Annotated in this window: 3 protein-coding genes; all 3 read right to left on the bottom strand. The window is 67.9% G+C overall.

Features of this window, described 5'->3' with window-relative positions:
* Window positions 1–4 precede the first annotated feature (4 nt).
* Window positions 5–6,355 carry a type I polyketide synthase gene (pks2, locus tag W7S_RS11440; protein WP_008256246.1) on the bottom strand — a complete coding sequence of 2,117 codons (6,351 nt, stop codon included), beginning with the start codon at window positions 6,353–6,355 and terminating at the stop codon, window positions 5–7.
* 380 nt (window positions 6,356–6,735) lie between these two features.
* Entirely contained in the window at window positions 6,736–8,244 is a 1,509-nt protein-coding gene (locus W7S_RS11435) for an MFS transporter (protein WP_085976443.1), read from the bottom strand.
* Window positions 8,244–26,066, bottom strand: coding sequence for a non-ribosomal peptide synthetase (locus W7S_RS11430; RefSeq protein ID WP_014711529.1), 17,823 nt, complete (start codon window positions 26,064–26,066; stop codon window positions 8,244–8,246). Before W7S_RS11430 ends, W7S_RS11435 begins: the two co-directional genes overlap by 1 nt.
* Window positions 26,067–26,080 lie beyond the last annotated feature (14 nt).

Genomic DNA, 26,080 nt, shown 5'->3' with positions numbered 1-26,080 from the left:
CGCCTCACGCCGCGTCCGCGGGCGCCAGCTTTGAGCACAGCAGTTCCGCCAGACCGCGAATGGTGCCAATGCTGGCGATGTCGGCGGGCGTCACGCGTATGCCCGTTTCGGTCTGGATGCGGGTAAGTAGTTCGAGACCGCCCAGCGAGTCGAGTCCGTACTCGGACAGCGGACGGTCGGGGTCAATGTTGCGGCGCAGGATCAGGCTGACCTGGTCGGAGATCAATCGCCGCAGCCGGGTGGGCCACTCGTCCAGGGTCAGCTCTTCGAGCTCGGCGCGCAGTCTGCTTGTGCCCGTGGCGCTTTGCCCGTTGGAGCGGAACGCTTCGGCGAAGGGGCTGCGTTGGGCGAAAGCGGCCAACCACGGTGTGGCCGTTATCGGGGCGTAGCCGGTGCAGGCGCGGTCATGGCGCAGCAGCGCTTCCAATGCATAAGCGCCTTCGTCGGGAGCTATAGCAGCGTCGGCGCGGTCGGCCAAGGCGGTGGCGCGTCCTATCTGCGCCCAGGCGCCCCACGCGATCGCGGTGGCCGGCAGACCTCGAGCCCGGCGCCAACGGGTGAAGGCGTCCAGCCAGCTGTTGGCGGCGGCGTAGGCGCCCTGACCGGGCGAGCCGACCAGCGCGGCGGCCGAGGAGAACGAGCAGAACCAGTCCAATGGCTGCGAAGCGGTCGCGGTGTGCAAATTCCATGCACCGTAAACCTTTGGTGCCCAGTCACGCTCGATGAGCTCGTCGGTGATATTGGTCAGCGTGGCGTCCTCGATCACCGCCGCCAGGTGCAGCACACCGCGCACCGGAAGCCCGGTGGCGGTTGCCGTGGCCACCAATCGCCGGGCCGTCTCGGCCTCGGTGATGTCGCCGCAGTCGACCACGACGTCGGCACCGATCGCGCGGATGCGCTCGATCATCTCCAGCGCCTCGGGAGTTGGTTGCGAGCGCGAGGACAGCACGATACGCCCGCAACCGGCTCCCGAACCGGGAGTAGCCATCTTCTCGGCCAGGAACAGCCCCAAGCCTCCCAGCCCACCGGCGACGATGTAAGCCCCGTCGCTGCGGAAGACCCCGACCTGCGCGGGCGGCACCATCACGCGGCTGCGGCCCGTGCGCGGGACATCGAGCACGAGTTTGCCGGTGTGCTGCGCGCCGCTCATCACCCGAATCGCGGTGGCGGCGTCGGCAAGTGGGTAGTGCGTGCTCTGCGGCATCGGCAACGAGCCGTCCGCGGTGAGCCGGTACACCGTGTTCAGCAGGTCTCGCAGCCTGTCCGGGTGGCTGAATGACATCAACCCCAGGTCGAGGGCGTAGAACGTCAGGTTTCGCCGGAACGGGAAGAGTCCCAACCGGGTGTCACCGTAGATGTCGCGTTTGCCGATTTCGACGAATCGGCCACCGAACGCCAGCAATTCGACGCCCGCGCGCTGGGCGGCGCCGACGACCGAGTTGAGCACGATGTCCACGCCATAGCCGTCGGTGTCGCGACGTATCAGGTCGGCGAACTCCACGCTTCGCGAGTCGTAGACATGCTCAATACCCATGTCGCGCAATAATTGTCGACGTTGCTCGCTGCCCGCGGTGGCGAAGATCTCGGCCTTTGCGGCCCGGGCAATGGCGATTGCCGCCTGTCCAACCCCACCGGTCGCGGAGTGGATCAGCACCCGCTCGCCGGCTTTGATTCGGGCCAGCTCATGCAGGCCGTAATAAGCGGTGGCATGTGCGGTGGTGACCGCCGCCGCCTGGTCGTCGGCAAGGCCGGGCGGCAGCGTGACGGCCAGGCGCGCGTCGCAGGTGAGGAACGTAGCCCAACAACCGTTGGCGCTCAGGCCGCCGACATGATCCCCCACCCGGTGGCCGGTCGCGCCCGGTCCGACCGCGGTCACCACGCCGGCGAAGTCGGTGCCCAGCGCAGGCAGCCGGCCCTCGAAGGCGGGGTAACGGCCGAACGCGACGAGGACGTCGGCGAAGTTGATGCTGGACGCGCTGACGGCGACCTCGATCTCTCCGGGTCCCGGTGGAACGCGGTCGCAGGCAACGAGTTCGAGTGACTCCAGGTCGCCGGGCGTACGGATCTGCAGCCGCATCCCGTCGGACTCGTGGTTGGCGACGGCGGTTTTCCGCTCCTCGGCAAGCAGCGGAGTGGGGCACAACCGCGCGGTGTACCACGCGCCGTTTCGCCAAGCGGTCTCGTCCTCGTCCGAATCGGCGAGCAGTTGCCGTGCCAGCTGCTCGGCGTCGGTAGTTTCGTCCACATCGGTCAGACTGGCGCCCAGATGCGGGTGTTCCATGCCGATTACCCGGACCAGGCCCCGCAGCCCGGCCTGCGCGAGGTCGGGCACGTCGTTGGACACCACCGTTTGGGCGTTGCGGGTGACGACGTACAAGCGCGGCGGTTCGCCGGGAACGTCCACCAGCTCGCGGGCAATGCGCGCCAGATGTTGCACGTAGTCCCGGCCCAAAAGCGCACACTGCTCTTCGGATTCACCGTTGTCCGGCCCGGTGAGGATCACCACTGCGGCGAATCCACCGGTACGCAGATGATTTCCGAGCTGACCCACGGTGGAGCTGTGGTCGGCGTGCCGCGGCCAGGACATGGTCGTGCACTGCATCCCGTGGATTTTCAACGCGTCGGCGAGCGAGCTGGCGGCCACGTCCGCGGTGGCGGAAGTGCAAAGCAATAGCCAGCTTCCGGCGTCGGTGCGGTCCGGCTCCGGCAATTCGCGTTGCCGCCATTCGACGGTCAGCAGCCGCTCGGCCAGCACCCGATCTTTGTTGCCGCTCTCGGATGCGCTGGTGCCCACCCGCAGGCCCTGCACGGTGAGCAGGACTGCCCCGTGCTCGTCGAGCACGTCGATGTCGGCCTCGACCCCGGAAGTGTCGGCCTTGGTCACCCGTGTGTAGCAGTAGTGGGCATTGCGGGCGGCGCCGTAGGCGCGGAGTCGACGAATACCCAATACCAACCCCAGCGCGCCGTCGCCCAGGGCCCGGACGTCCGGATGAGCTTCAACGGACTGGAAACAGGCATCCAGCAATGCGGGGTGTACGCCGTAAAGAGCCTGTTGCGAGCGGATTTGGCGGGGCAGCGCCACCTCGGCCAGGACGGTGCCGGGCGCCTCCTTGCCGGTGTGGACGACACCCAAACCGGCGAATGCGGGACCGTACTGAACGCCACGTCGGTCCATGCGCGCGCGCACCTCGTCGCCATCATCGCTACCCGTATGCGCGGCGAGGAGCGCGCACATGTCGTACGCGGGGGGCCGGTCATCCTCTGCGGCACGGAGGATTGCGGCGGCATGCCGCGCCTGTTCGCCGCCCCGATTCGACTCGACGGTGAACTCGACGACGCCCGGTGAGGACAACGACGCCAAGGCGCCGATCGTGGTCTGCTCATCCAGCAGGAGCGCCTGCTCGAACCGGATGTCGCGAACCTCGGCCGTCTCGCCCAGCACGGTGCGCGCGGCGGCCAACGCCATCTCGCAGTACGCGGCTCCCGGGAGCACAACCACATTGCGGATCTGGTGGTCGGCGAGCCACGGCTGCGCGGCGGTGCCGACCTCGGCCTGCCACACGTGGCGCTCGGGCTCCTCCTGCAGGTGCACGTGCGAACCCAGCAGTGGATGCACGGAAACGGTGCAGCCGCCGTGTGTTGGGGATTCCTGGCCGCCGCCGCTCAACCACAGCCGGCGGTGCGTCCAGGTCGGCAGCGGCGCGTCCACCAGCCCCCCACTCGGGTAGAGCACGGAGAAATCGACCGCCGCGCCCGCGCTGTGTAGATCCGCCACAAAACCACGCAGCCCGTGGGGAAGCGATTGTTGACGGCGCATCCCGGCCAGAGCGGCCATCGGCATCTCCCGACCGCGCGCGGTCTGCTCGAGAGCGCGGGTAAGCAGCGGGTGCGGCGCCAGCTCGGCAAAGACCCGGAAGCCGTCCTCCAAAGCGGCCTGCACGGCCGTGGCGAACCGCACCATACGGCGCATGTTGTTCGCCCAATAGCGGGCGTCGCACACGGGCTGCTCGCGCGGGTCGAACAGGGTCGCCGAGTAGTACGGAACCTCCGGTGTCATCGGCCTGATCTCTGCGAGCATCGCGGTCAGCTCGTCCATGATCGGATCGACTTGAGGCGAATGAAAGGCGACGTCCGTGGGGACCTCGCGGGCCATCACATCGCGCTGCTCCCAGGCCGCGACCAGGTCGCGAACCGTTTGGGCGGCACCGGCAATCACGGTGGACTGCGGCGAGGCCACCACCGCCACCACGACGTCGTTGACGCCACGCGCCGTCAGCTCCGAAAGCACTTGCTGGGCAGGCAATTCCACCGATGCTGTGGCGCCCGCACCGGCGATGCGGGACATCAGCCGCGAGCGGCGGCAGATCACCCGCGCCCCGTCTTCCAGCGACATCGCACCCGCGACGACAGCTGCCGCGGCCTCGCCGAGGGAGTGCCCGATCACCGCGCCCGGGCGCACTCCATATGCCTTCATCGTGGCCGCCAGCGCGACCTGCATGGCGAACAGGGTCGGCTGGACACGGTCTTGGCCGGCCACGGTCTGCGGCGCCGACATGGCTGCGATCACCGAGAATCCGGACTCCCGCGCGATCAGCGGTTCGACTTCCGCGACGGTGGCGGCAAACACCGGTTCGGTCGCCAGCAGGTCTGCCCCCATCGCCGCCCATTGCGAACCCTGCCCGGAGAACACCCAAACCGGCCCGCGGTCGTCCTGTCCGACCGCGGGCTGATACGGAGCATCGCCGTCGGCGACCTCGCGCAGCGCCACGACGAGCCCGGCCCGGCTATCCGCGATGACCGCGGTACGTACCGGGCGGTGGACGCGCCGGCGCGCCAGGGTGTAGGCCAGGTCGGGCAACGCCAGATCGTCATGTGCTCGCACCCAGCCGGCCAGCCGGCCGGCCGTGCGGCGCAGTTCATCGGCCGAGGTGGACGACAGCGGAAATATCAGCGGTTCCGTGGTCGACGATTCGGCCTGGGATACAACGGTTTTCAAGGCTTGTTCGGGTGCTTGTTCCACGATGGCGTGCACGTTGGTTCCCGACAGGCCGTACGACGAGACCGCCGCCCGTCGTGAGTGGTCCCCGTTGGTAGTCCACGGCGTAGTCTCAAGGGGCACAAAGAGTTTCGTATCGATCTTGGCCAGGTCATCGGGTAGCCGGGTGAAATGCAAATTCCGGGGAACCACACCGTGCTGCAGCGCGAGGATCGCCTTCATCATCCCGAGCGCTCCGGAGGCCGCCTGCGCATGGCCGAAGTTGGTCTTCACCGACGCCAGCGCGCAGGGCCCCTCGACGCCGTAAACGTCGGCCAGGCTGGCATATTCGATCGGGTCACCCACCGGGGTGCCGGGCCCGTGGGCCTCGACCATGGCAACCGTTCGGGCGTCGACACCCGCGGCGGCCAACGCCGCCTGATACACCGCGGTCTGCGCGGTCTTCGACGGAGTGGCGATATTCACGGTGTGACCGTCCTGATTGGCGGCGGTCCCCCGCACGACGGCCAGAATCCGGTCGCCATCGCGCAGCGCGTCGGACAGCCGCTTGAGTAACAGCATGACGCTGCCCTCGCCGCCCACGAACCCGTCGGCCGCGACGTCGAAGGCGTGGCAGCGCCCGGTCGGCGACAGCATGCCCTCGGCCGACCCCGCGGCGAATTTCCGCGGGTCCAACGCCAGCGTGGCGCCGCCGGCAAGGGCGAGGTCGCTTTCGCGCTCGTGCAGGCTGCGGCAAGCCAGGTGGATCGCGGTCAGGCCGGAAGAACAGGCGGTGTCCACGGTCAGTGCGGGACCGTGAACCCCCAGGGCGTAGGCGATGCGCCCGGAGGCCAGGCTGAAGTTGCTGCCGGAAAAGCCGTATGCCCCCTCGACGGAGTGCGCGTCGGCGGCCAGCAGTTGGTAGTCACCATGCGTCAATCCCATGAACACGCCGGTGCGCGAGTCGGCGATTCGCTCCCGCGTAAGACCGGCGTGTTCCATGGCCTCCCACGAGGTTTCCAGAAGTATCCGGTGTTGCGGATCCATCGCGGTCGCTTCCCGCTCGTTGATCCCGAAGAACTCGGGATCGAAGCCGGCGACGTCGTCGATGAATGCGCCCCACCGCGAGACCGACCGGCCCGGCACACCCGGCTCGGGATCGTAGTATTCGTCGGCGTCCCAGCGGTCGGGCGGGATCTCGGTAACCAGGTCGTCGCCGCGCAGCAACGCCTCCCACAACTGCTCCGGGGAGTCGATGCCTCCCGGTAGCCGGCACGCCATGCCGATCACAGCAATGGGAGTGACAGGTGTGGCGCCGATCGGGGGCGAGTCGGTCGACGGCGAGCGCTGCATGACGTCGTCGATCGGGTAGGTAGTCATTTCGCGCCCTCACAGCAACGACTGAGTTGGCTGCCAGGGTCGTCGTCGAACGGATTGGTACTCACCGGTCCTCCAAATCTCGCGTGGGCAAGGGCCGAACACATCGGTGCACAGCTGTTGCAAGCGCTCTGGGGCATCGCCCGGAACGGCTCGACAAGGTGCATGATTCAGAGCGTTGTGGTTTTGCAATCCCGTTGTCAGGCTTATTAAGTCGGTAGCGTAGTCAGGACCCGCACATAGAGTGGTCGACGCGAGCCAACAGAGTGGTGGCTGCGCCGGCGGCGGGCAGTACTCCACCAGAAACCGGATCGCTGCTCGGATCACGCTCTGCAACAGCATTTTTCGTCGACGCCGCACACTTCGGCCGTGGCCGCGACGAGCTAGATCTCCCCCGCGTCGACGGCTTTCCTGACTTCCTGCGCGCGGGCCACCTGCGCTGCCGTGTACCCGATCAGCAGCGCCACCGCGCCGAGCAGCACGACGACCCCGGCCAGCCACAACAGGCCGTAGGTGTAGCCGCGGTCCAGCGCATGCAGTTGCGCGGCGTTCATGGACTTCACCGGACCCAGGGTGCCGCCCAGCCGCAGGGTGTGCGATGTGATGGCGGCCTGGATGATGACCAGCACCAGCGGTCCGCCCAAGGTCTGCAGCATCACGGCAATCGCCGAGGTGGGCCCGATCCGGTCGGAGCCGACGCTGGCGATCACCGACAGCGTGAGCGGGACGAAGATCGCGCCGATACCAAGGGCGCCGATGCTGAGCGGCACAAGCAGGTTCGGGAAGTACGGGATCCCGGCGTTGAGTGTCGCGCCGTACAGCGTTGCGATCAGAATCAGGCCGCTGCTGGCGAGCACCACCACCCGCGGCGGGAACCACATCACCAGCTTCGACGCCGCGCCGACCCCGATGGCCACCCCGATGCCGAACGGGATGAAGGCGACACCAGCGCGCAGCGGGCTGTAGCCCATGACGGTCTGCACATACATGCCGACCAGCACGGTCAGGCTGAACAGCACGCCACCGCCGAGGAACATGGCCGCGAACGCGGCCAGCCGGTTGCGGTCGAAGAACAGGCCGAACGGCACGATGGGGTTCTCGGCGGTGCGCTCCGCCACGACGAACGCCACGAGGGCGGCCAGGGCCACCAGGCCCGAACCGATCGTGATGGCCGACTGCCACCCGTGCTCCGGGCCCATCGACAGGCCGAACACCGCGGCGGTACAGCTCAACGTGGCCAGCGCGGCCCCGGTGGCGTCGAGCTTCATCCGCTCCTTCTGGGTTTCCTGCAGCATGATGACGGCCAGGCAGATCACCGCCAGCCCGATCGGCACGTTCACCAAAAACGCCAGCCGCCACGACACGTCGGTCAGCGCGCCGCCCACCACCAGGCCCAGCACCCCGCCGAGACCGGACATCGCGCCGAACACCCCTGTTGCGACGTTGCGTGCCGATCCCCTCGGGAACGTGGTCGCTATCAGCGCCAAATTGGTCGGCGCCATGATCGCGGAAGCCGCGCCGTGCAGCAGCCGCGCCGTTATCAGGGTCCCCCCGTCCCAGGCGATGCCGCACAAGGTCGAGGCGAAAGTGAACAGCGCGACCCCGACGATGAAAGCGCGCTTGCGGCCGATGGTGTCACCCAGGCGGCCACCCAGCAGCATCAGGCCACCGAAGGTCAGCATGTAGGCGGTAATCACCCAGCTCCGCCCGGCATCCGACAAGCCCAGCTCGTTCTGGATCCTGGGCAGCGCGAAGATCGCGACGGGGCCGTCCATCGCCACCATCAGTTGCATGCCGCCGATCGCGACAACGACGGCGACGAACGGGCGAGACCGCAGCAAAGGCGGAAGGCGCCTCTTCGCGGGGCGCGGCGCGCTCGGTTTGACGGCCATCATTCTGTGCGCGCACCTTCGAGTTCTAATAGAACTTTGAGTTGTTGGCCATACTGGATGAGCGATTCTGTATTCAGCATTTCTTGATGCCTGGAATCGACCGCGTAGCAATGGATTTCGCCAGTAATGTGAGGTCGCCAACTCTGCAGCGGAGACGAATTCTGGTCGTCGTCATCCCCCACGGCAGCGAAAACGTCCACGTCACCGTTGAAAACCCCTGGTTGATGGTCTCGGGCCAACGCCAGATTCGTGTCGTCGTTGCGGACGATCGAATCGAGGAGCGGCTTGTATCGAGCCAATTCGACGATTCCTCGTTCGCGGAGTAGTTCTTCTGCCAGCTCGTAGGTGAGCGGCTCATCGGGAATGTCGATGCGGCAGAACCGCAAAACTTCTTCCAGCGCCTTCTCGACCAACACATCGCTGTTGAGGACGTCGCTGTTCGGGACGGTCAGGAGGGCGTCGAGAAGGATAAGGCGTGCGATCGAGCATCCGCGTCGCTGAAGCTCGATGGCGATTTCATGGGCGACGACGCCTCCGAAAGACCAGCCGAGAAGGTTGTAGGGTCCGGTCGGATCGACCCCCTGAATCCGGTCGGCATAGTTTTTCGCCATGTCGCGGATTGACGCGGGTTCGGCCTCGCCGTTTTGCGGGGCTTGCTGAATTCCGATGATCGGGCAGTCCAGGTAATTTCCGAGGGCGTGATACGGCCAGCTCAGCCCGCTCGCGGGATGGATGCAGAACAGCGGAATACCGGTGCCCTCCTTGAGGAACTCGACGGGCACGACTTCCACCTCGCCGGCATCTTGGCCCAATTCCCGGCTCAAGCCCCTGACGGACGGCGCGTGGAACAACGTGCGCACCGCGAGGCCGGCGTCCAGGGATTTGTTGATGGCGGCGATGACCCGCATCGCCGACAGGGAATCCCCGCCCAGATCGAAGAAGGAGTCGTCGACCCCGACGCGCTCGAGCCCGAGCACCTGGGCGTAGATGCCGGCCACGATCTCCTCGGTGGGCGTGGCCGGCGCGCGGTAGCGATCACCCTCGCAGTACTCGGGCGCCGGAAGCGCCCGCGTGTCCAGTTTGCCGTTGACCGTCAACGGCAGCGCGTCGATCACCACCACCGCCGCCGGGACCATGTAGGCCGGCAGCCGCTGACCCAGCCGGGCCCGAACATCGGCCGGGTCAACGGCGCCAGTGACATAGCCGACGAGGCGCCTGTCACCGGGGCGGTCCTCACGGGCGATCACCGCCGCCTGCTCCACCCCATCCAGCGCGGCCAGCGCCGCCCGGATCTCACCGAGTTCAATGCGATACCCACGGATCTTGACCTGCTCATCGGCCCGACCCAGATAATCCAGCTGCCCGTCGCGCCCCCAACTCACCAGATCCCCGGTGCGATACATCCGTTGTCCCGGCGCGCCGAACGGGCACGCCACAAACCGCGACGCCGTCAACCCCGGGCGGCGCACATATCCGACACCGACCCCGGTACCGGCCACATACAACTCCCCGACCACCCCGACCGGCACCGAACGCAGCCACCGGTCCAGCACGAAGAACGCCGCGCCGGGCACCGGCGAACCGATCGGCACAACATCCGACCCGGCGGTCAGCGGCGCGCTCAAGGCCACCCACATCGTCGTCTCGGTCGGGCCGTATTCGTTGATCATCACGCGCCCGGGTGCCCACCGTTCGGTCAGCTCGGCCGGGCAGGCCTCGCCGCCCACCAGCAGGGCCACCGACTCCAGCCCCTCCGGCGACAACGTCCCCACCGCCGAGGGGGTTTGGCATAGGACGCTGACCTGCTCGGTGATCAGCAGCGCGCGGAAGTCTTCCGGTGCGGCCGCCACCGACTCGGGCACCACCACCAACCGCCCACCGTGCAGGAGGGCGCCGTAGATCTCCCACCCCGAGATGTCGAAGCTGTAGGAGTGCCACTGCGACCACACCTGCTCGGGCCCGGCCAAACTCGGATCAAGAGACCCCAGCAGCTCGGTGACGTTGCGGTGGGTGATGGCAACGCCTTTGGGCACACCGGTGGTGCCCGACGTGTAGATCACGTAAGCGATGTCATCGGGATCCGGCGCCGGCAATCCCGTGTCGGGGAAGCCGTCAATGCGGGGATCGGCCACATCGATGACCGTTAGGTCGCGCCCATCCAGCCGCCCGGCCAGCGCCGCGGTGGTGATCGCGGCGATCGGCGCGGCATCGGCCACGACGAACGCGATCCGCTCCGCCGGATGCGCGGGGTCGATCGGCAGATACGCCGCTCCGGTCTTGAGCACCGCCAACATCGCTACGACTGCCTCGGCGCAACGGTTGAACAGCAGCGCCACGCACTGTCCCGGACCCGCGCCTTGGGCGGTCAGCAGGTGCGCCAGCAGGTTCGACGCCTCGTCGAGCTCCCGGTAGGTCATCGACCGGCCGTCGGAGCTGATCGCCACGGCCTCCGGGGCGCGGGTGAGCTGCGCGGCGAACACCGCCGGAATCGACGGCGAGGGTGACGCCGTCGGGGTCAACGCCGCCCGGTTGCCGATCTCATCCAGCCGAGCGTGCTCGCCCGCGTCCAGCACGTCCACGGACGACAACACTCGAGACGGCTCGGCGGTGACCGCGATCAGCACTCGCTCCAGCCGCTCGATCAGCGCCTCGATGGTGGCCGCGTCGAACACGTCGGTGCGGAACTCCACCGACCCGCCGATGCCGGCGGGATCACCGGCGGAAGTCCAGCGTTCGCCCAACGTGAAGGTCAGGTCCATCCGGGCAACCCGGGTGTCCGCCGCCAGCGGTGTGACCTGCAGATCACCCAGGGTCAGCCCGGCGGGGACACCGTCCTCCCGCGCAAAGTTCTGCCAGGCCAATACCACCTGTATCAGCGGGTGGTGGGCCAGGCTTCGGGTCGGGTTGAGCCGCTCCACGAGCACCTCGAAAGGCACGTCCTGATGCTCGTAGGCGGCCAGACTGCGCGCCCGCACCTGATCCAGCGATTCGGTGAAGCTCGGGTCGCCGGCCAGGTCGACCCGCAACACCAGGGTGTTGACGAAAAAGCCCACCAATCCATCGAGTGCGGGATCATCGCGCCCGGCGATCGCAAATCCGACCGCCACGTCACTGCTGGCGGTCAGCTTGGACAGCAGTGCGGCCAGGGCGGCCTGGATCACCATGAAGCTGGTCGCGTTGTGCTCGCGGGCCACCGCGCGCACCCGCTGCTGCAGCTCGGGCGGCCACTCCACCATCACGCTGGCACCGCGGTAGTCGGCCACGGGCGGATAGGGCCGATCGGTGGGCAGCGCCAGGCGCTCGGGCAGCCCGGCCAGCTCCTGCTCCCAGTACGCCAGCTGGGCGGCGATCGGGCTGTCGCTGTCGGTGACATCACCGAGCTGCGCACGCTGCCACAGCGTGTAATCGGCGTACTGCACCGGCAACGGCGCCCAACCGGGTGCCTGCCCCGCACACCGGCTGGCGTACGCCACCGCCAGATCAGCCACCAGCGGCGACATCGACAAGCCGTCGGCGGCGATGTGGTGCACCACCGCCACCAGCACGTGTTCGTCCTCCGCGATACGGAAAAGCCGTGCCCGCAAAGGAATCTCGGTGGCCAGATCGAACGAGTGACGCACCGTCGGGTCGATGGCCTCCTGCAGCCGGGTTTCCGGCCAGCCGGTGGCATCGACGACCTGCCAACCGAAGTCGGCCTGCTCGATCGGGATAACCACCTGTTCGGGTATCCCGTCGATCGCCGGGAAGAGGGTGCGCAGGGTCTCCTGGCGGGCTACCACATCGGCGAGCGCCGCCCCTAACGCCTCGGCATCCAGCCGTCCGCTGAGCCGCAACGCCACCGCCATGTTGTAGATCGGCGAAGGCCCCAGCAACTGGTCGATGAACCACAAGCGTTGCTGGGCAAACGACAACGGCACCACCTCGGGCCGCTCCAGAGCCACCACCGGCTGGCGTCGACCGCCGCCTCCGCCGACGCGGAGCGCCAACTGGGTCACCGTGGGCGCCTCGAACACGGTGCGCACCGAAAGCTCTGCCTTCAGACCCATCTCGATCGCGGCGACCAAGCGCATCGCCAGCAGCGAATCCCCACCCAGATCGAAGAACGACTGGTCGACCCCGACGCGCTCAATCCCGAGGACCTCGGCGAACGCGCCGGCCAGGATCTCTTCGACCGGGTTGGCCGGCGCGCGATATCCGGCATTTTGGTATTCGGGTGCCGGCAGGGCGCGGGTATCGAGTTTGCCGTTGACCGTCAACGGCAGCGCGTCGAGCACGACCACCGCGGCCGGCACCATATATTCCGGTAGCCGCTCGGCCAGCGCGGTTCGCAGGTCGGCCGGGTCCGCGGTCCCAGTGACGTAGGCGACCAGGCGCTTGTCGCCGGGGCGGTCCTCGCGGGCGATGACCACCGCCTGATCCACCCCACTCAGCGCGGTCAGGGCGGTCTGGATCTCCCCGAGCTCGATGCGATAGCCGCGGATCTTGACCTGCTCATCGGCGCGCCCCAGGTAATCCAGCTGCCCATCGGCGCGCCAGCGCACCAGATCCCCGGTCCGATACATCCGTTGGCCCGTACCGGCGAATGGGCAGGCCACAAACCGTGATCCGGTCAGTCCGGGTCGGCCCACGTAGCCGCATGCCACGCCGCGACCGGCCACATACAACTCACCGACCACCCCCGCGGGCACCGGGCGTAACCACCCATCGAGGACAAACAGTGCCGCCCCCTGCACGGGCGCACCGATTGGCGGCGTCCCGGATCCTTGCGTCAGCGGGGCGCTGATCGCCACACACATCGTGGTCTCGGTCGGGCCATAGGCGTTGACCATCACCCGCCCCGGCGCCCACCGATCCACCACCTCGACCGGACACGCCTCACCCACCACCGCCAAGGCCACCGACTCCAAACCCTCGGTGGGCAACGCGGCCACCGCCGACGGCGTCTGGGTCAACACGCTGACGCCTTCGGCGACCAGCACCCGATGCAGATCCTGCGGTGAGGCGCTCACCGCCTCGCCCACCACCACCAGCCGCCCACCGCGCAGCAGGGCCCCGAAGATCTCCCACACCGACACGTCGAACGCCAACGAATGACCTAGCGCCCACACCCCCGCCGCCGGCAGCCCGGCCTGCAACGACCCCAACAGTTGAGTCACGTTGCGGTGCGTGATCGCCACCCCTTTGGGCACCCCGGTGGTGCCCGAGGTGTAAATCACATACGCGATATCCTCAGGCTCCGGGCCCCGCAACCCCGTACACGGTTGCGCGTCGATGGCGGGATCGTTGACGTCGATGACCGCCACGTCATGGCCGTCGAGCCGCCCGGTCAGCGCCGCGGTGGTGATCGCCGCGATCGGCGCGGCATCGGCGAGCACGAAGCCGATCCGCTCCGCGGGCAGACCCGGGTCGATCGGCAAATACGCCGCCCCCGTCTTGAGCACCGCCACGATCGCCACTACCGCCTCGGCCGACCGCGACAACACCACCGCCACAGTCCGCCCCGGCCCCGCACCCCGCCCAACAAGCAGGTGCGCCAGCCGATTCGACGCCTCATCAAGCTCGCGGTAGGTCACCGACAGTCCTTCACTGACCACCGCCACGGCATCCGGAATCCGGGCCACCTGGGTCGCGAACAATTCCGGCACCGACACCGCAACACCGTGCGGGCTGGCCAAAACCGCTTTATTACCAAGCTCTTCCAGGCGGGCGCGCTCACCCTCACCCAGCACATCCACCGACGACAACCGCCGGGCCGGATCGGCGGCCATCGCCACCAACACCCGCTCCAACCGACCGATCAACGCCAAGACGCTGTCCGCGTCGAACACGTCGGTGCGAAATTCGACTTGCCCCGAAATCCCGGCGGGCTCACCGGCGTCGGTCCAGCATTCTTTGAGGAAGAAGACGAGATCCATTTTCGCGGTCTGGGTGTCCCCGAGCAGCGGCGTGACCTGAAGGTCACCCAAGCTCAGCCCGGTCTCGGGGACGCTGACCTGTCCCGGGAAGTTGTTCCAGCCCAACATCACCTGGACCAGCGGGTGGTGGGCCAACGATCGGGTGGGGTTGAGCCGCTCGACGAGTACCTCGAACGGCACGTCCTGGTGCTCGTAGGCGGCCAGGCCGCGTGATCGCACCTGCGCCAGCAGCTCGGCGACGGTGGGATCGCCGGCAAGATCGACGCGCAGCACCAAGGTGTTGACGAAGAATCCCACCAGCTCGTCGAGCGCGGGATCGCGGCGCCCGGCGATCGCGAATCCTACCGCCACATCGCTGCTGGCGCTGAGCTTCGACAGCAGCACCGCCAGGGCGGCCTGCGTCACCATGAATCCGGTCGCGTTGTGTTCGCGGGCCATCCGCGCAATCTGCTGCTGCAACAACGCCGGCCACTCGACGGTCACCCTGGCGCCGCGCTGATCGGCCACCGGCGGATAGGGCCGGTCGGTGGGCAGCTGCAGCCGCTCGGGCATCCCGGCCAGCGTCTGCTCCCAGTAGGCCAGCTGCGCGGCGATGCGGCTTTCACTGTCGTCGAGATCGCCAAACTGCGCGCGCTGCCACAGCGTGTAGTCGACATACTGCACCGGCAATGGGGCCCAGTCGGGGGCCCGGCCCGCGCACCGGCTTGCATAGGCCACACTCATGTCTCGCACCAGGCGGGTCGTCGACCAACCGTCGGCGGCGATTTCGTGCAGCACCGCCACCATCACGTGTTCATCGTCGGCGACGCGGAAAAGCCTTGCCCGCAACGGGATCTCGGTGGCCAGGTCAAACCCGTAGCGCACCACGGCGCCGACGGCGTCCTCCACCTGGCCAGCCGGCCATCCGGTGGCATCAACGACGTCCCAGCCGAAATCGGCCTGGTCGGCGGGCATCACCAGTTGCTGCGGTATCCCGTCGACCGCCCGGAACAGGGTGCGCAGGCTCTCATGGCGGCCGACCACATCGACCAGCGCCGCACCCAGCGCGTCCGCATCGAGGCGCCCACTCAGCCGCAACGGCACCACCACGTTGTAAAGCGGTGAAGGCCCTTGCAATTGGTCGATGAACCACAACCGACTCTGGGCAAACGACAACGGAATCACCGCCGGCCTCTCCGCCGGCACCAGCGGCTCCAGGCCCCCGCCCTGACCGATACGGGGCGCCAATTCGGCAACCGTGGGGGCCTCGAAGACCGCACGCACCGACAGGTCGGCATCCAGAACGTTGTTGACCGCGGCGATCAGCCGCATCGCCGACAGCGAATCCCCACCCAGGTCGAAGAACGAGTCGTCGGCCCCGACCTTGTCGATCGCCAGCACCTCGGCGAACAGGCCGGCGACGATCTTTTCGGTCTGGGTCTGCGGCGCTCGGAAGGCTGTGGTGGCAAAAACGGGCGCCGGCAAGGCCTTACGGTCGATCTTGCCCGAGGACGTCATCGGGAACTCGTCGAGCACCACGATGTGCGTCGGCACCATGTATTCGGGCAACCACGCGCTCAACTGCTGACGCACGGCGGTGATTTTGGTGTTGGTCTGCGGGTCGTTGGCGTGACTGGTGACTCGGTGGGCCGCGTCGGGCGGCAGATACAGATCGGTCAGCGCCCAGGTCCGCTCAGCGTCGGCGGCAGTGACGAACACCGCGTCCACGGTGCCCGGTTGGGCTCCCCAGGTGACCGCGACGCGGTATCCGGCGTTCTCGCCAACGCGGTGGAGTTGTTCGGGGACAATGGCATCCGCGCTCTCGGCCAGGGCCAGCGCGTCGGACAGGGCGAGCCCGTCGGCGAGGGCGTGTTCGACGTGGACGTCGCTGATCACTCCCGCGCGGGGGATCTCGGTGACGCGAATCGTGTCGGGTCGCTCGGCCACCAACCGGTCGTGCAGCCCGCCCAGGCCCGTGCACTGGGCCCACGCCCAGCTGTCTGCGGCGGCCAGTGAGCGCACCGGCGCCGGGGTTTTAAAGACGACGAGGTCGTAGCGATACCGGTTGAGTTCGTTGTCGGCCGCGCCGCGCTTGACTTCAATATCCAGCCCGGAAACCGATTCATGGCCGGCAGCCCAGGTGGTGAAAAACTCTGGGGCCAGCAGCAATTCGGCTTCGCCGAGCATGGCGCGCTGAACTCGTTGGCGAATCTCGTCAACGTCGGCGGTGTCGTTGGCGGCCCGGACAAGCGCGACGCCGGTTTGAAACGCGCCCTGCAGACTGTGATTGCGCACGTCGCCGACGAACAGTGCCCCGCCGGGTGCCAGCAATCGCATCGCGACCGCCAGCACGTCGGTGAGATAGCGCGCGCTCGGGAAGTACTGGACCACCGAGTTGAGCACCACCACATCGAAATGGCCCTCCGGCAACGCATCTGCCACATCGGCGGGCTGCACCCGCAACCGCACCCGATCCCCCCACGGCTGCCCGGCCACGGCGGCCTGCAGCCTCTGGATCGTCGGCGCGGAGAAGTCCGTGGCCCAGTACTCGGCACAGACCGGCGCCAACTGGGAAAGCAATAGCCCCGAACCCACGCCGATCTCCAGCACCCGCGCGGGATGCAATTCGAGGATCCGATCCACCGTGGCCGAACGCCACTCGATCATCTCCTCGAGCGGGATCGGATCGTCGGTGTAGCTGCTGTTCCAGCCGCGGAAATCCATGCCGAATTCCGGCGCGTCCACGTCGGCGCTATACGCCTCGTCATACAGGTGTTGCCACGCTTGGACGGTGTCGGCGTCGCGCTCGGCGGTGGTGGCCTGCTCGAGGGTGACATAGGCGACGAGGTGGGAGCCGGTTCTGCTCTCGTGCACGGTGGCGGCCGCCCGGGCGACCTGCGGGCAGCCCAGCAAGGTGTTTTCGATTTCGCCCAGTTCGATGCGGTGCCCGCGCAGCTTGATCTGAGCGTCGGCACGGCCGAGGTAGTCCAGGGTTCCGTCGAGCGTCCAGCGCGCCAGGTCGCCGGTGCGATACAGCCGCGCGCCCGCGGGCCCGTAGGGATCGGCCACGAACCGTTCCGCGGTCAGATCCGCGCGGCCCAGGTAGCCGCGCGCCAACGCCGGTCCGCCCAGATACAACTCGCCGACCACCCCGATGGGGGCGGGGTTCAGCCGCGCGTCGAGCACCAGCGCGCGCATCCCCGGGAGCGGGCTGCCGATGCGGACCGGCTGCCCCGCCACCAGCGGCACCGTGGTGGCCCAGATTGTGGCCTCGGTCGGGCCGTAGCCGTTGAACATGTGCCGCCCCGGCGCCCACGCGGCCACCAACTCGTCGGGGCAGGCTTCACCGCCGACGATCAAGGTGGACAACGCATCCAGCCGGCTTCGATCCAGCGACGACAGCAACGTCGGGGTCATCACGGCCGCGTTGACCCGTTGCTCCTGCAGCAATGCCGTCAGCGCCTCGCCGGCATACACCTCCGGCGGCGCGACGACCAACGCGCCGCGCGATCCCACCGCGACCAACAACTCACCGAGCGCGGCGTCGAATGTCGGGGAGAGCACCGCCAGCATTCGGGTGTCCGCGCCGAGCCCAAACGCCTCGCGGTGCGCCGCGGCGACCCCGGGCAGACCGCCGTGGGTGACCGCCACGCCCTTCGGGGTGCCGGTGGACCCCGACGTGAAGATCACATACGCGGTGTTGTCCGGTCCCAACTCCGCCAGTCGGTCGGCGTCCGTGATCGGCTCGGCGCACCGCCCGGACAGGTCCAGGCCGTCGATGCGCAGCACCGGGCGCGTCCCGGCCCCGGCCACCGTGTCGGCGTCGCGGGTCAACACGCACACCGCGCCCACGGCGTCCAGCACCGTCGCGATCCGCTCGACCGGGTGAGCGGGATCCACCGGCACGTACACGCCGCCGGCTTTCTGCACCGCCCACCACGCCACCACGAGTTCCGTGGACCGGCCCATCGCCACGCCCACCGCGCGTTCCGGGCCCACCCCCGCCTCGATCAGCAGCCGCGCCAGCCGCGTCGACCACGTGTCGAGCTCGCGGTAGGACAAGCTCCGGGCCCGATCGACGATCGCCACCGCGTCCGGGTCGGCGGCCACCGCCGCGTCCAACAACTCCGGCGCCACCCCCGCCGGCGCCCCAACTCCGGCGCCAGACCACCGCGACAGCACCAGATCACGCTCGTCGCGATCCAGCAGCGCCAGGTCGCCCACCACCACCGACGCATCCGCGACGACCGCTTCGATCACCCGCGTGAACCAGGTGACGAAGCGCTCGATGGTGACCCGGTCATACAGGTCCGTGGCATAGGTCACGACCCCGGCGGCCATCGGTGCGGCCGGGTCGTCGGAGGGCACCTCCCGCAGGTCGACATCCAGATCGAATTTGGCGGTGCGGCTGTCCACCGCCAGCGGCTCGATGCTGAGCCCGTCGAGCGCCACCTCGGGGCGCACGTTGTTCTGGAAGGCCAGGGCCACCTGAAACAGCGGATGGTGCGCCGTGGAGCGCACCGGGTTGAGCTGCTCGACCAGTCGCTCGAACGGCACATCCTGATTGGTGTAGGCGTCCAGCGCCTTCTGGCGCACCTGCTCGAGCACATCGCTGAACCGGTGCGCAGGCCTCACGCCCACCCGCAGCACCCAGGTGTTGACGAAGAACCCGACCAGCTCATCCAGCGCCGCATCCATCCGCCCGGCGATCGGGGTGCCCATGGTCACGTCCTCGCCGACCCCGGCCCGGTGCAGCACCACCGCCATGGCCGCCTGCAACACCATCGAGGCGGTTGCGTTATGCGCCGCCGCCAACGCCTTGATCCCCGCCCACAGCCGCGGGTCGAGGTGCATGTCCACCGCATCGCCGCGGTAGCTGGGCACCGGCGGGCGGGCCCGATCCGCCGGCAGCGACACCACCTCGGGCAGCTCCGCCAACTCCTGCCGCCAATAGGCCAGCTGCCCGGCGATCACACTGTCGGGATCGGACTCGACGCCCAACCAATCCCGTTGCCAGAGCGTGTAATCGGCGTACTGCACCGGCAACGGCGCCCACTGCGGGGCCCGGCCCTGCCGCCGCGCCAGATAGGCCTCGCCGATATCCCGGGCCATCGGAGCCAGTGACCACCCGTCAAATGCGATGTGGTGCACCACAATTCCCACGACATGTTGCTCGGGGCCCACCTCATAGATCTGCGCGCGAATCGGGATCTCGGTCGCCAGATCGAACCGATACCCCGCCAGTTCCACCAACTCGCCGAGCAGATCCTGCTCGGTCAACGACACCACTGCCGCGTCGCCGCGCCGCCACATCCCGGCCTCGGCCGGCAGCACCTGCTGGAACGGCACACCGTCCATGTCGGGAAATATGGTGCGCAGCGCCTCGTGGCGGGCGATGACGTCATCGACGGCCGCCGTCAACGCCTCGACGTCCAGCGCCCCGCTGATCCGAAACGCGGTCGGCATGTTGTAGGTCGCCACCCCGCCCTCGAACCGGTCGAGGAACCACAACCGGCTCTGCGCATACGACAACGGCACCATCGGCGGCCGCGCGCCGGCCACCAACGGCTGACGCGTACCGCCGTCCCCGCCGATACGGGGCGCCAACTGGGCAACGGTGGGCGACTCGAACACGGTGCGCACCGCGAGACCGGCGTCCAGGGATTTGTTGATGGCGGCGATGACCCGCATCGCCGACAGGGAATCCCCGCCCAGATCGAAGAAGGAGTCGTCGACCCCGACGCGCTCGAGCCCGAGCACCTGGGCGTAGATGCCGGCCACGATCTCCTCGGTGGGCGTGGCCGGCGCGCGGTAGCGATCGCCCTCGCAGTACTCGGGCGCCGGAAGCGCCCGCGTGTCCAGTTTGCCGTTGACCGTCAACGGCAACGCGTCGATCACCACCACCGCCGCCGGGACCATGTAGGCCGGCAGCCGCTGACCCAGCCGGGCCCGAACATCGGCCGGGTCAACGGCGCCAGTGACATAGCCGACGAGGCGCCTGTCACCGGGGCGGTCCTCGCGGGCGATCACCGCCGCCTGCTCCACCCCATCCAGCGCGGCCAGCGCCGCCCGGATCTCACCGAGTTCAATGCGATACCCACGGATCTTGACCTGCTCATCGGCCCGACCCAGATAATCCAGCTGCCCGTCGCGCCCCCAACTCACCAGATCCCCGGTGCGATACATCCGTTGTCCCGGCGCGCCGAACGGGCACGCCACAAACCGCGAACCGGTCAAAGCGGCCCGGCCCAGGTATCCGTACGCCAGCCCGCCGCCGGCCACATACAACTCCCCAACCACCCCGACCGGCACCGGACGCAACGACGCGTCCAGCACAAAAAAGCCAAGGTGCACCAACGGCACACCGATGGGGCTGGCACTGCGGTCGACGTCGGCGACGCTGATCTCGCGGAACGAGGCATGCACGGTCGTCTCGGTGATGCCGTACATGTTGACCAGCCGCGGTGACCGGCGGTGGCGGTCCAACCAGGTTCCCAGGCGCTGGGGTTCTAGCGTCTCGCCGCCGAACACCACCGTCTCGAGCTTCAGCTGAGATCCCCGCTCGGGTGCCCGCGCATCGGCGGTTTGCAGCGCATAAAACGCCGACGGCGTCTGGCTCAATACGCTGACCTGTTCGGCGATGAGCAACGCGTGCAGGTCTTCGGGTGAGCGCGTCACGGACTCTGGTACCACCACCAGCCGCCCGCCGTGCAACAGCGCACCGAAGATCTCCCACACCGAGTAGTCGAAGGCCAGCGAATGGCACTGCGTCCACACCTGCTCCGGCGACAGCTCCAGGTCGGCGCTCAGTGCCGTCAGCAGGCGGGTCACGTTGTGGTGGGGAATGGCAACGCCTTTGGGAACCCCGGTGGTGCCCGACGTGTAGATCAGGTAGGCGATCTCCTCGGCAGCCGGCATCGGCAGGCCCGTGCACGGGCAGCCCAGGATGCGCGGATCGTCGACATCGATGACCGGCAGGTCACGGCCGTCGAACCGGTCGACCAGCCCTGTGGTGGTGATCGCCGCGATCGGTCCGGCATCGGCAACCATGAACTCCATTCGCGCCGTCGGGTGCGCCGGATCGATCGCCAGATAGGCCGCCCCGGTCTTGAGCACCGCCATTACCGCCACGACCGCCCCGGCCGACCGTGGCAACAGCAGCGCCACACACTGTCCCGGGCCGGCGCCCAGGGCGGCCAACAGGTGCGCCAACCGGTTCGACGCCTCGTCGAGCTCCCGGTAGGTCATCGACCGGCCTTCAAAAGTGATCGCCGCGGCCTCCGGCGTGCGCGCCGCCTGAGCGGCGAACACCGCCGGAATCGACGCCGCGGTTGGCACCGGCCGGGCCAACACCGCCCGGTTACCGACCTTGTCCAGGTGTGCGCGCTCAGCGGCATCCAGGACATCCACTGACGACAATCGCCGGCTGGGATCGGCGGTCATCGCCGCCAGCACCCGCTCCAACCGCTCGATCAATACCTCGATGCTGGCCGCGTCGAACACGTCGGTGCGGAATTCCACATCCCCGGCGATCCCGGCGGGCTCACCGGCCTCGGTGAACCGTTCGGCCAGCGTGAATGTCAGATCCATGCGCGCCGACTGGGTGTCCACCGGCAAACGCGTGACCTGTAGGTCACCCAAGTCCAGCCCGGCGGCGGGATCGCTGGTGTGGCCGGGGAAGTTCTGCCAGGCCAACACCACCTGTATCAGCGGGTGGTGCGCCAGGCTTCGTGTCGGGTTGAGGCGCTCCACGAGCACCTCGAAGGGCACGTCCTGGTGCTCGTAGGCGGCCACGCTGCGCGCCCGCACCTGAGCGAGCAACTCGGCCACGGTGGGATCCCCTGCCGCATCGACCCGCAGCACGAGGGTGTTGATGAAAAACCCCACCAGCTCGTCGAGCGCCGGGTCGCGCCGCCCGGCGATCGCGAATCCGACCGCCACGTCGCTGCTGGCGGTCAGCTTGGCCAGCAGTGCGGCCAGGGCGGCCTGGATCACCATGAACCTGGTCGCGTTGTGCTCGCGGGCGACCTGAGCAATCCGCAGCTGCAGCTCAACCGGCCAGTCCACGACCACGCTGGCGCCGCGGTAGTCGGCCACCGGCGGATAGGGCCGGTCGGTGGGCAATGCCAGGCGCTCGGGCAGCCCGGCCAGCTCCTGCTCCCAGTACGCCAGCTGCGCGGCGATCGGACTGTCGCTGTCGGTGACCTCACCGAGCTGGGTGCGCTGCCACAGCGTGTAATCGGCGTACTGCACCGGCAACGGCGCCCAACCGGGTGCCTGCCCCGCACACCGGCTGGCATAAGCCAGTCCCAGATCACGCACCAGCGCGGTGATCGACCAGCCGTCGGAAGCGATGTGGTGCACCACGGCCACCAGCACGTGTTCGTCGTCCGCGATGCGGAAAAGCCGTGCCCGCAAAGGAATCTCGGTGGCCAAATCGAACTTGTGGCACGCTGTGGCTTTGACGGCCTCACTCAGCCGGCTTTCCGACCAGCCGGTGGCATCAATGATCTGCCAGCCGAAATCGACTTCTTCCCTTGGGATAACCACCTGCTGCGGTGTTCCGTTGGGCGCCGCAAAGAGCGTGCGGAGGCTCTCATGGCGGGCCACGACGTCGGACAGCGCCGCCCCTAACGCCTCGGCATCCAGCCGTCCGCTGAGCCGCAACGCCGCCGGTATGTTGTAGATCGGTGAAGGCCCTTGCAGTTGGTCGATGAACCACAAGCGTTGCTGGGCAAACGACAACGGCACCACCGCGGGCCGCTCCAGGGCCACCACGGGCTCGCGTCGGCCGCCATCCCCGGCGACGCGGAGCGCCAACTGGCCAACCGTGGGCGCGTCAAACAGGGCGGGTACCGAGAGCTCGGCATCGAGGCTGGCGTTGATTATGGCGACCAGGCGCGTCGCGAGCAGCGAGTCCCCGCCCAGATCGAAGAACGACTGGTCGACCCCGACGCGCTCAATCCCGAGGACCTCGGCGAACGCGCCGGCCAGGATCTCTTCGACCGGGTTGGCCGGCGCGCGATATCCGGCGCTCTGGTATTCGGGTGCGGGCAGGGCGCGGGTATCGAGTTTGCCGTTGACCGTCAACGGCAGCGCCTCCAGGACGACCACCGCGGCCGGCACCATATATTCCGGTAGCCGCTCGCCCAGCGCGGCACGCAGGTCGGCCGGGTCCGCGGTCCCAGTGACGTAGGCGACCAGGCGTTTGTCGCCGGGGCGGTCCTCGCGGGCGATGACCACCGCCTGCTCCACGTCGTCGAGGTTCGTCAGTGCGCTTTGAATTTCGCCGAGTTCGATGCGATAGCCGCGGATCTTGACCTGCTCATCGGCACGCCCCAGGTAATCCAGCTGCCCGTCGGCGCGCCAACGCACCAGATCCCCGGTCCGATACATCCGTTGGCCCGGCGCTCCGAATGGGCAGGCCACAAACCGCGAGGCGGTCAATGACGCACGACCCGCATACCCGGCCGCCACCCCGGCACCGGCCACATACAACTCACCGACCACCCCCGCGGGCACGGGATGCAACCAGCCGTCGAGGACGAACAGTGCCGCCCCGCCGACCGGCGCACCGATTGGCGGCGTCCCGGATCCTTGCGTCAGCGGGGCGCTGATCGCCACACACATCGTGGTCTCGGTCGGGCCATAGGCATTGACCATCACCCGCCCCGGCGCCCACCGATCCACCACCTCGGCCGGACACGCCTCACCCACCACCGCCAAGGCCACCGACTCCAAACCCTCGACCGGCAACGCCGCCACCGCCGACGGCGTCTGGGTCAACACACTGACCTGCTCGGCCACCAGCACCCGATGCAGATCCTGCGGTGAGGCGCTCACCGCCTCGCCCACCACCACCAGCCGCCCACCGCGCAGCAGGGCCCCGAAGATCTCCCACACCGACACATCGAACGCCAACGAATGACACAGCGCCCACACCCCCGCCTCGGGCAGCCCGGCCTGCAACGACCCCAACAACTGGGTCACGTTGCGGTGCGTGATCGCCACCCCTTTGGGCACCCCGGTGGTGCCCGAGGTGTAAATCACATACGCGATATCCCCAGGCTCCGGCCCCGACAAATCCGTGTCCGGTTGGGCGTCGATGGCGGGATCGTTGACGTCGATGACCGCCACGCCGTGGCCGTCGAGCCGCTCGGCCAGCGCCGCGGTGGTGATCGCCGCGACCGGCGCGGCATCGCCGAGCACGAAGCCGATCCGCTCCGCGGGCAGACCCGGGTCGATCGGCAAATACGCCGCCCCCGTCTTGAGCACCGCCACGATCGCCACCACCGCCTCGACCGACCGCGACAACACCACCGCCACCGTCCGCCCCGGACCCGCCCCCCGCCCAACAAGCAGATGCGCCAACCGATTCGAGGACCCATCCAACTCCCGATACGTCAGCGACTGGTCCTCGCACACCACCGCCACCGCATCCGGGGTGCGGGCCACCTGGGTGGCGAACAACTCCGGCACCGACACCGCAACGCTGTGCGGAATGGCCAAAACCGCTTTATTACCAAGCTCTTCCAGGCGAGCGCGCTCACCCTCACCCAGCACATCCACCGACGACAACCGCCGACCCGCATCGGCGGCCATCGCCACCAACACCCGCTCCAACCGACCGATCAAATCGCGGATGTCACAACGAGAAAGCCACTGCCCAGCGCCGCCGAACCCACTCGTCTTCGCGCCGGGTTGCAGGCCGAGGAAGAGCCGATCGTGGTCGCTGAAGAAGTCCAGCCCACATTGATCGACGAGATTCGTATGGGTCAGGGTGCCCGAAATCTTGGCACCGGCGATATTCGCCAGATTTGTAGTCGGGATGAAATTGAGGATTACGCGATTCGACCTCTGCGCGGAGCCGCGGGGTCGCCTGTACTCGATGAGATGCACCGGGAACCGCTGATGGTCCAACGCTTCTCGCAGTCGCGTGTCGACATGTCCACAAAAACTGGCAATCGTGGATTCCGGCGAAGCCTTCAACACCAATGGGACGAACCCGGTAACCATTCCGGGCACCGTCTGTGTCTCCGGACGGACCCGCCTGCTTACCGGAAAATCGAAAACCACCTCCGAACCCTCGACGTCGCACCCCCCCACCAGCAGCGCACATGCCGCGGCAATCACCGACGAACGACGCACCCCCAACGCCTGCGACAACTCTCGGATTCCGGAGACAGCAACAGGGTCCAATTCCACCGGTACAGAAGACTCGTAGGGTTCACGGCCGTCCGCGGCGGGCGCCAACCCATAAGGCGGTTCGCTTTCGGCCGGCAGGTTCTTAGTCCAATAGGCCTGATCGTCGAGATAATCGGTGGACGCTTCGTATTCCGCCTCGCAAGCGATCAGATCACTCAGCGATCCGAAAAAAGCGGGGGGAATCGGTGCGCCCGACGCCATGGCATTGTAGACATCGCCGATCCGATGACAAACAAGAGCGAGGCCGATTCCGTCCGCCACTATATGGTGGCAGCAGACGAACAAATAAAATTCATCTGCCCGCGTCTGCAACAACGCGAATTTGAACAGCGGCCCGCTGAGCGGCATCACCGTGCGCTGAATCGAGGATGCCAGCCGATAGGCTTCCTGGACAGGATCCTCCGAGCCCATCCGCTCATAGCGAGCAAGCTCGACATCCGGGTAATCAACCGCCGCTTGGAACACCTGGCCATCCACCTGGAAAAAGGCGGCTCTAAATGGTTCGGCCTCGCGCACCACTTGACGGATCGTGTGCTCCAGCAACCAAGGGTCGACCGTGCCCTCGATTCGCAGAAGATAGCCCAGCTGCCACCTCGCACCTCCGCGATCCGTTTCCTGCGCAAGCCATATATCGAGTTGCCCGCGCGTCAGCGGGAATGGCCCACCGTCAGATTCCGTCAGTCGCTCGCGCCCAACCGACAGCGCCCGGTCATCGATCGTCATCGGATTCCCTTTGC

This window comes from Mycobacterium sp. MOTT36Y (assembly GCF_000262165.1).
Classification (GTDB): Bacteria; Actinomycetota; Actinomycetes; order Mycobacteriales; family Mycobacteriaceae; genus Mycobacterium; species Mycobacterium intracellulare.
This window is presented reverse-complemented; position numbering and strand designations above follow the sequence as displayed.

Coding starts and splice junctions, on each gene's coding strand:
- pks2 (WP_008256246.1), bottom strand. CDS start 6,355: ATGACTACCTACCCGATCGACGACGTCATGCAGCGCTCGCCGTCGACC.
- W7S_RS11435 (WP_085976443.1), bottom strand. CDS start 8,244: ATGGCCGTCAAACCGAGCGCGCCGCGCCCCGCGAAGAGGCGCCTTCCG.
- W7S_RS11430 (WP_014711529.1), bottom strand. CDS start 26,066: ATGACGATCGATGACCGGGCGCTGTCGGTTGGGCGCGAGCGACTGACG.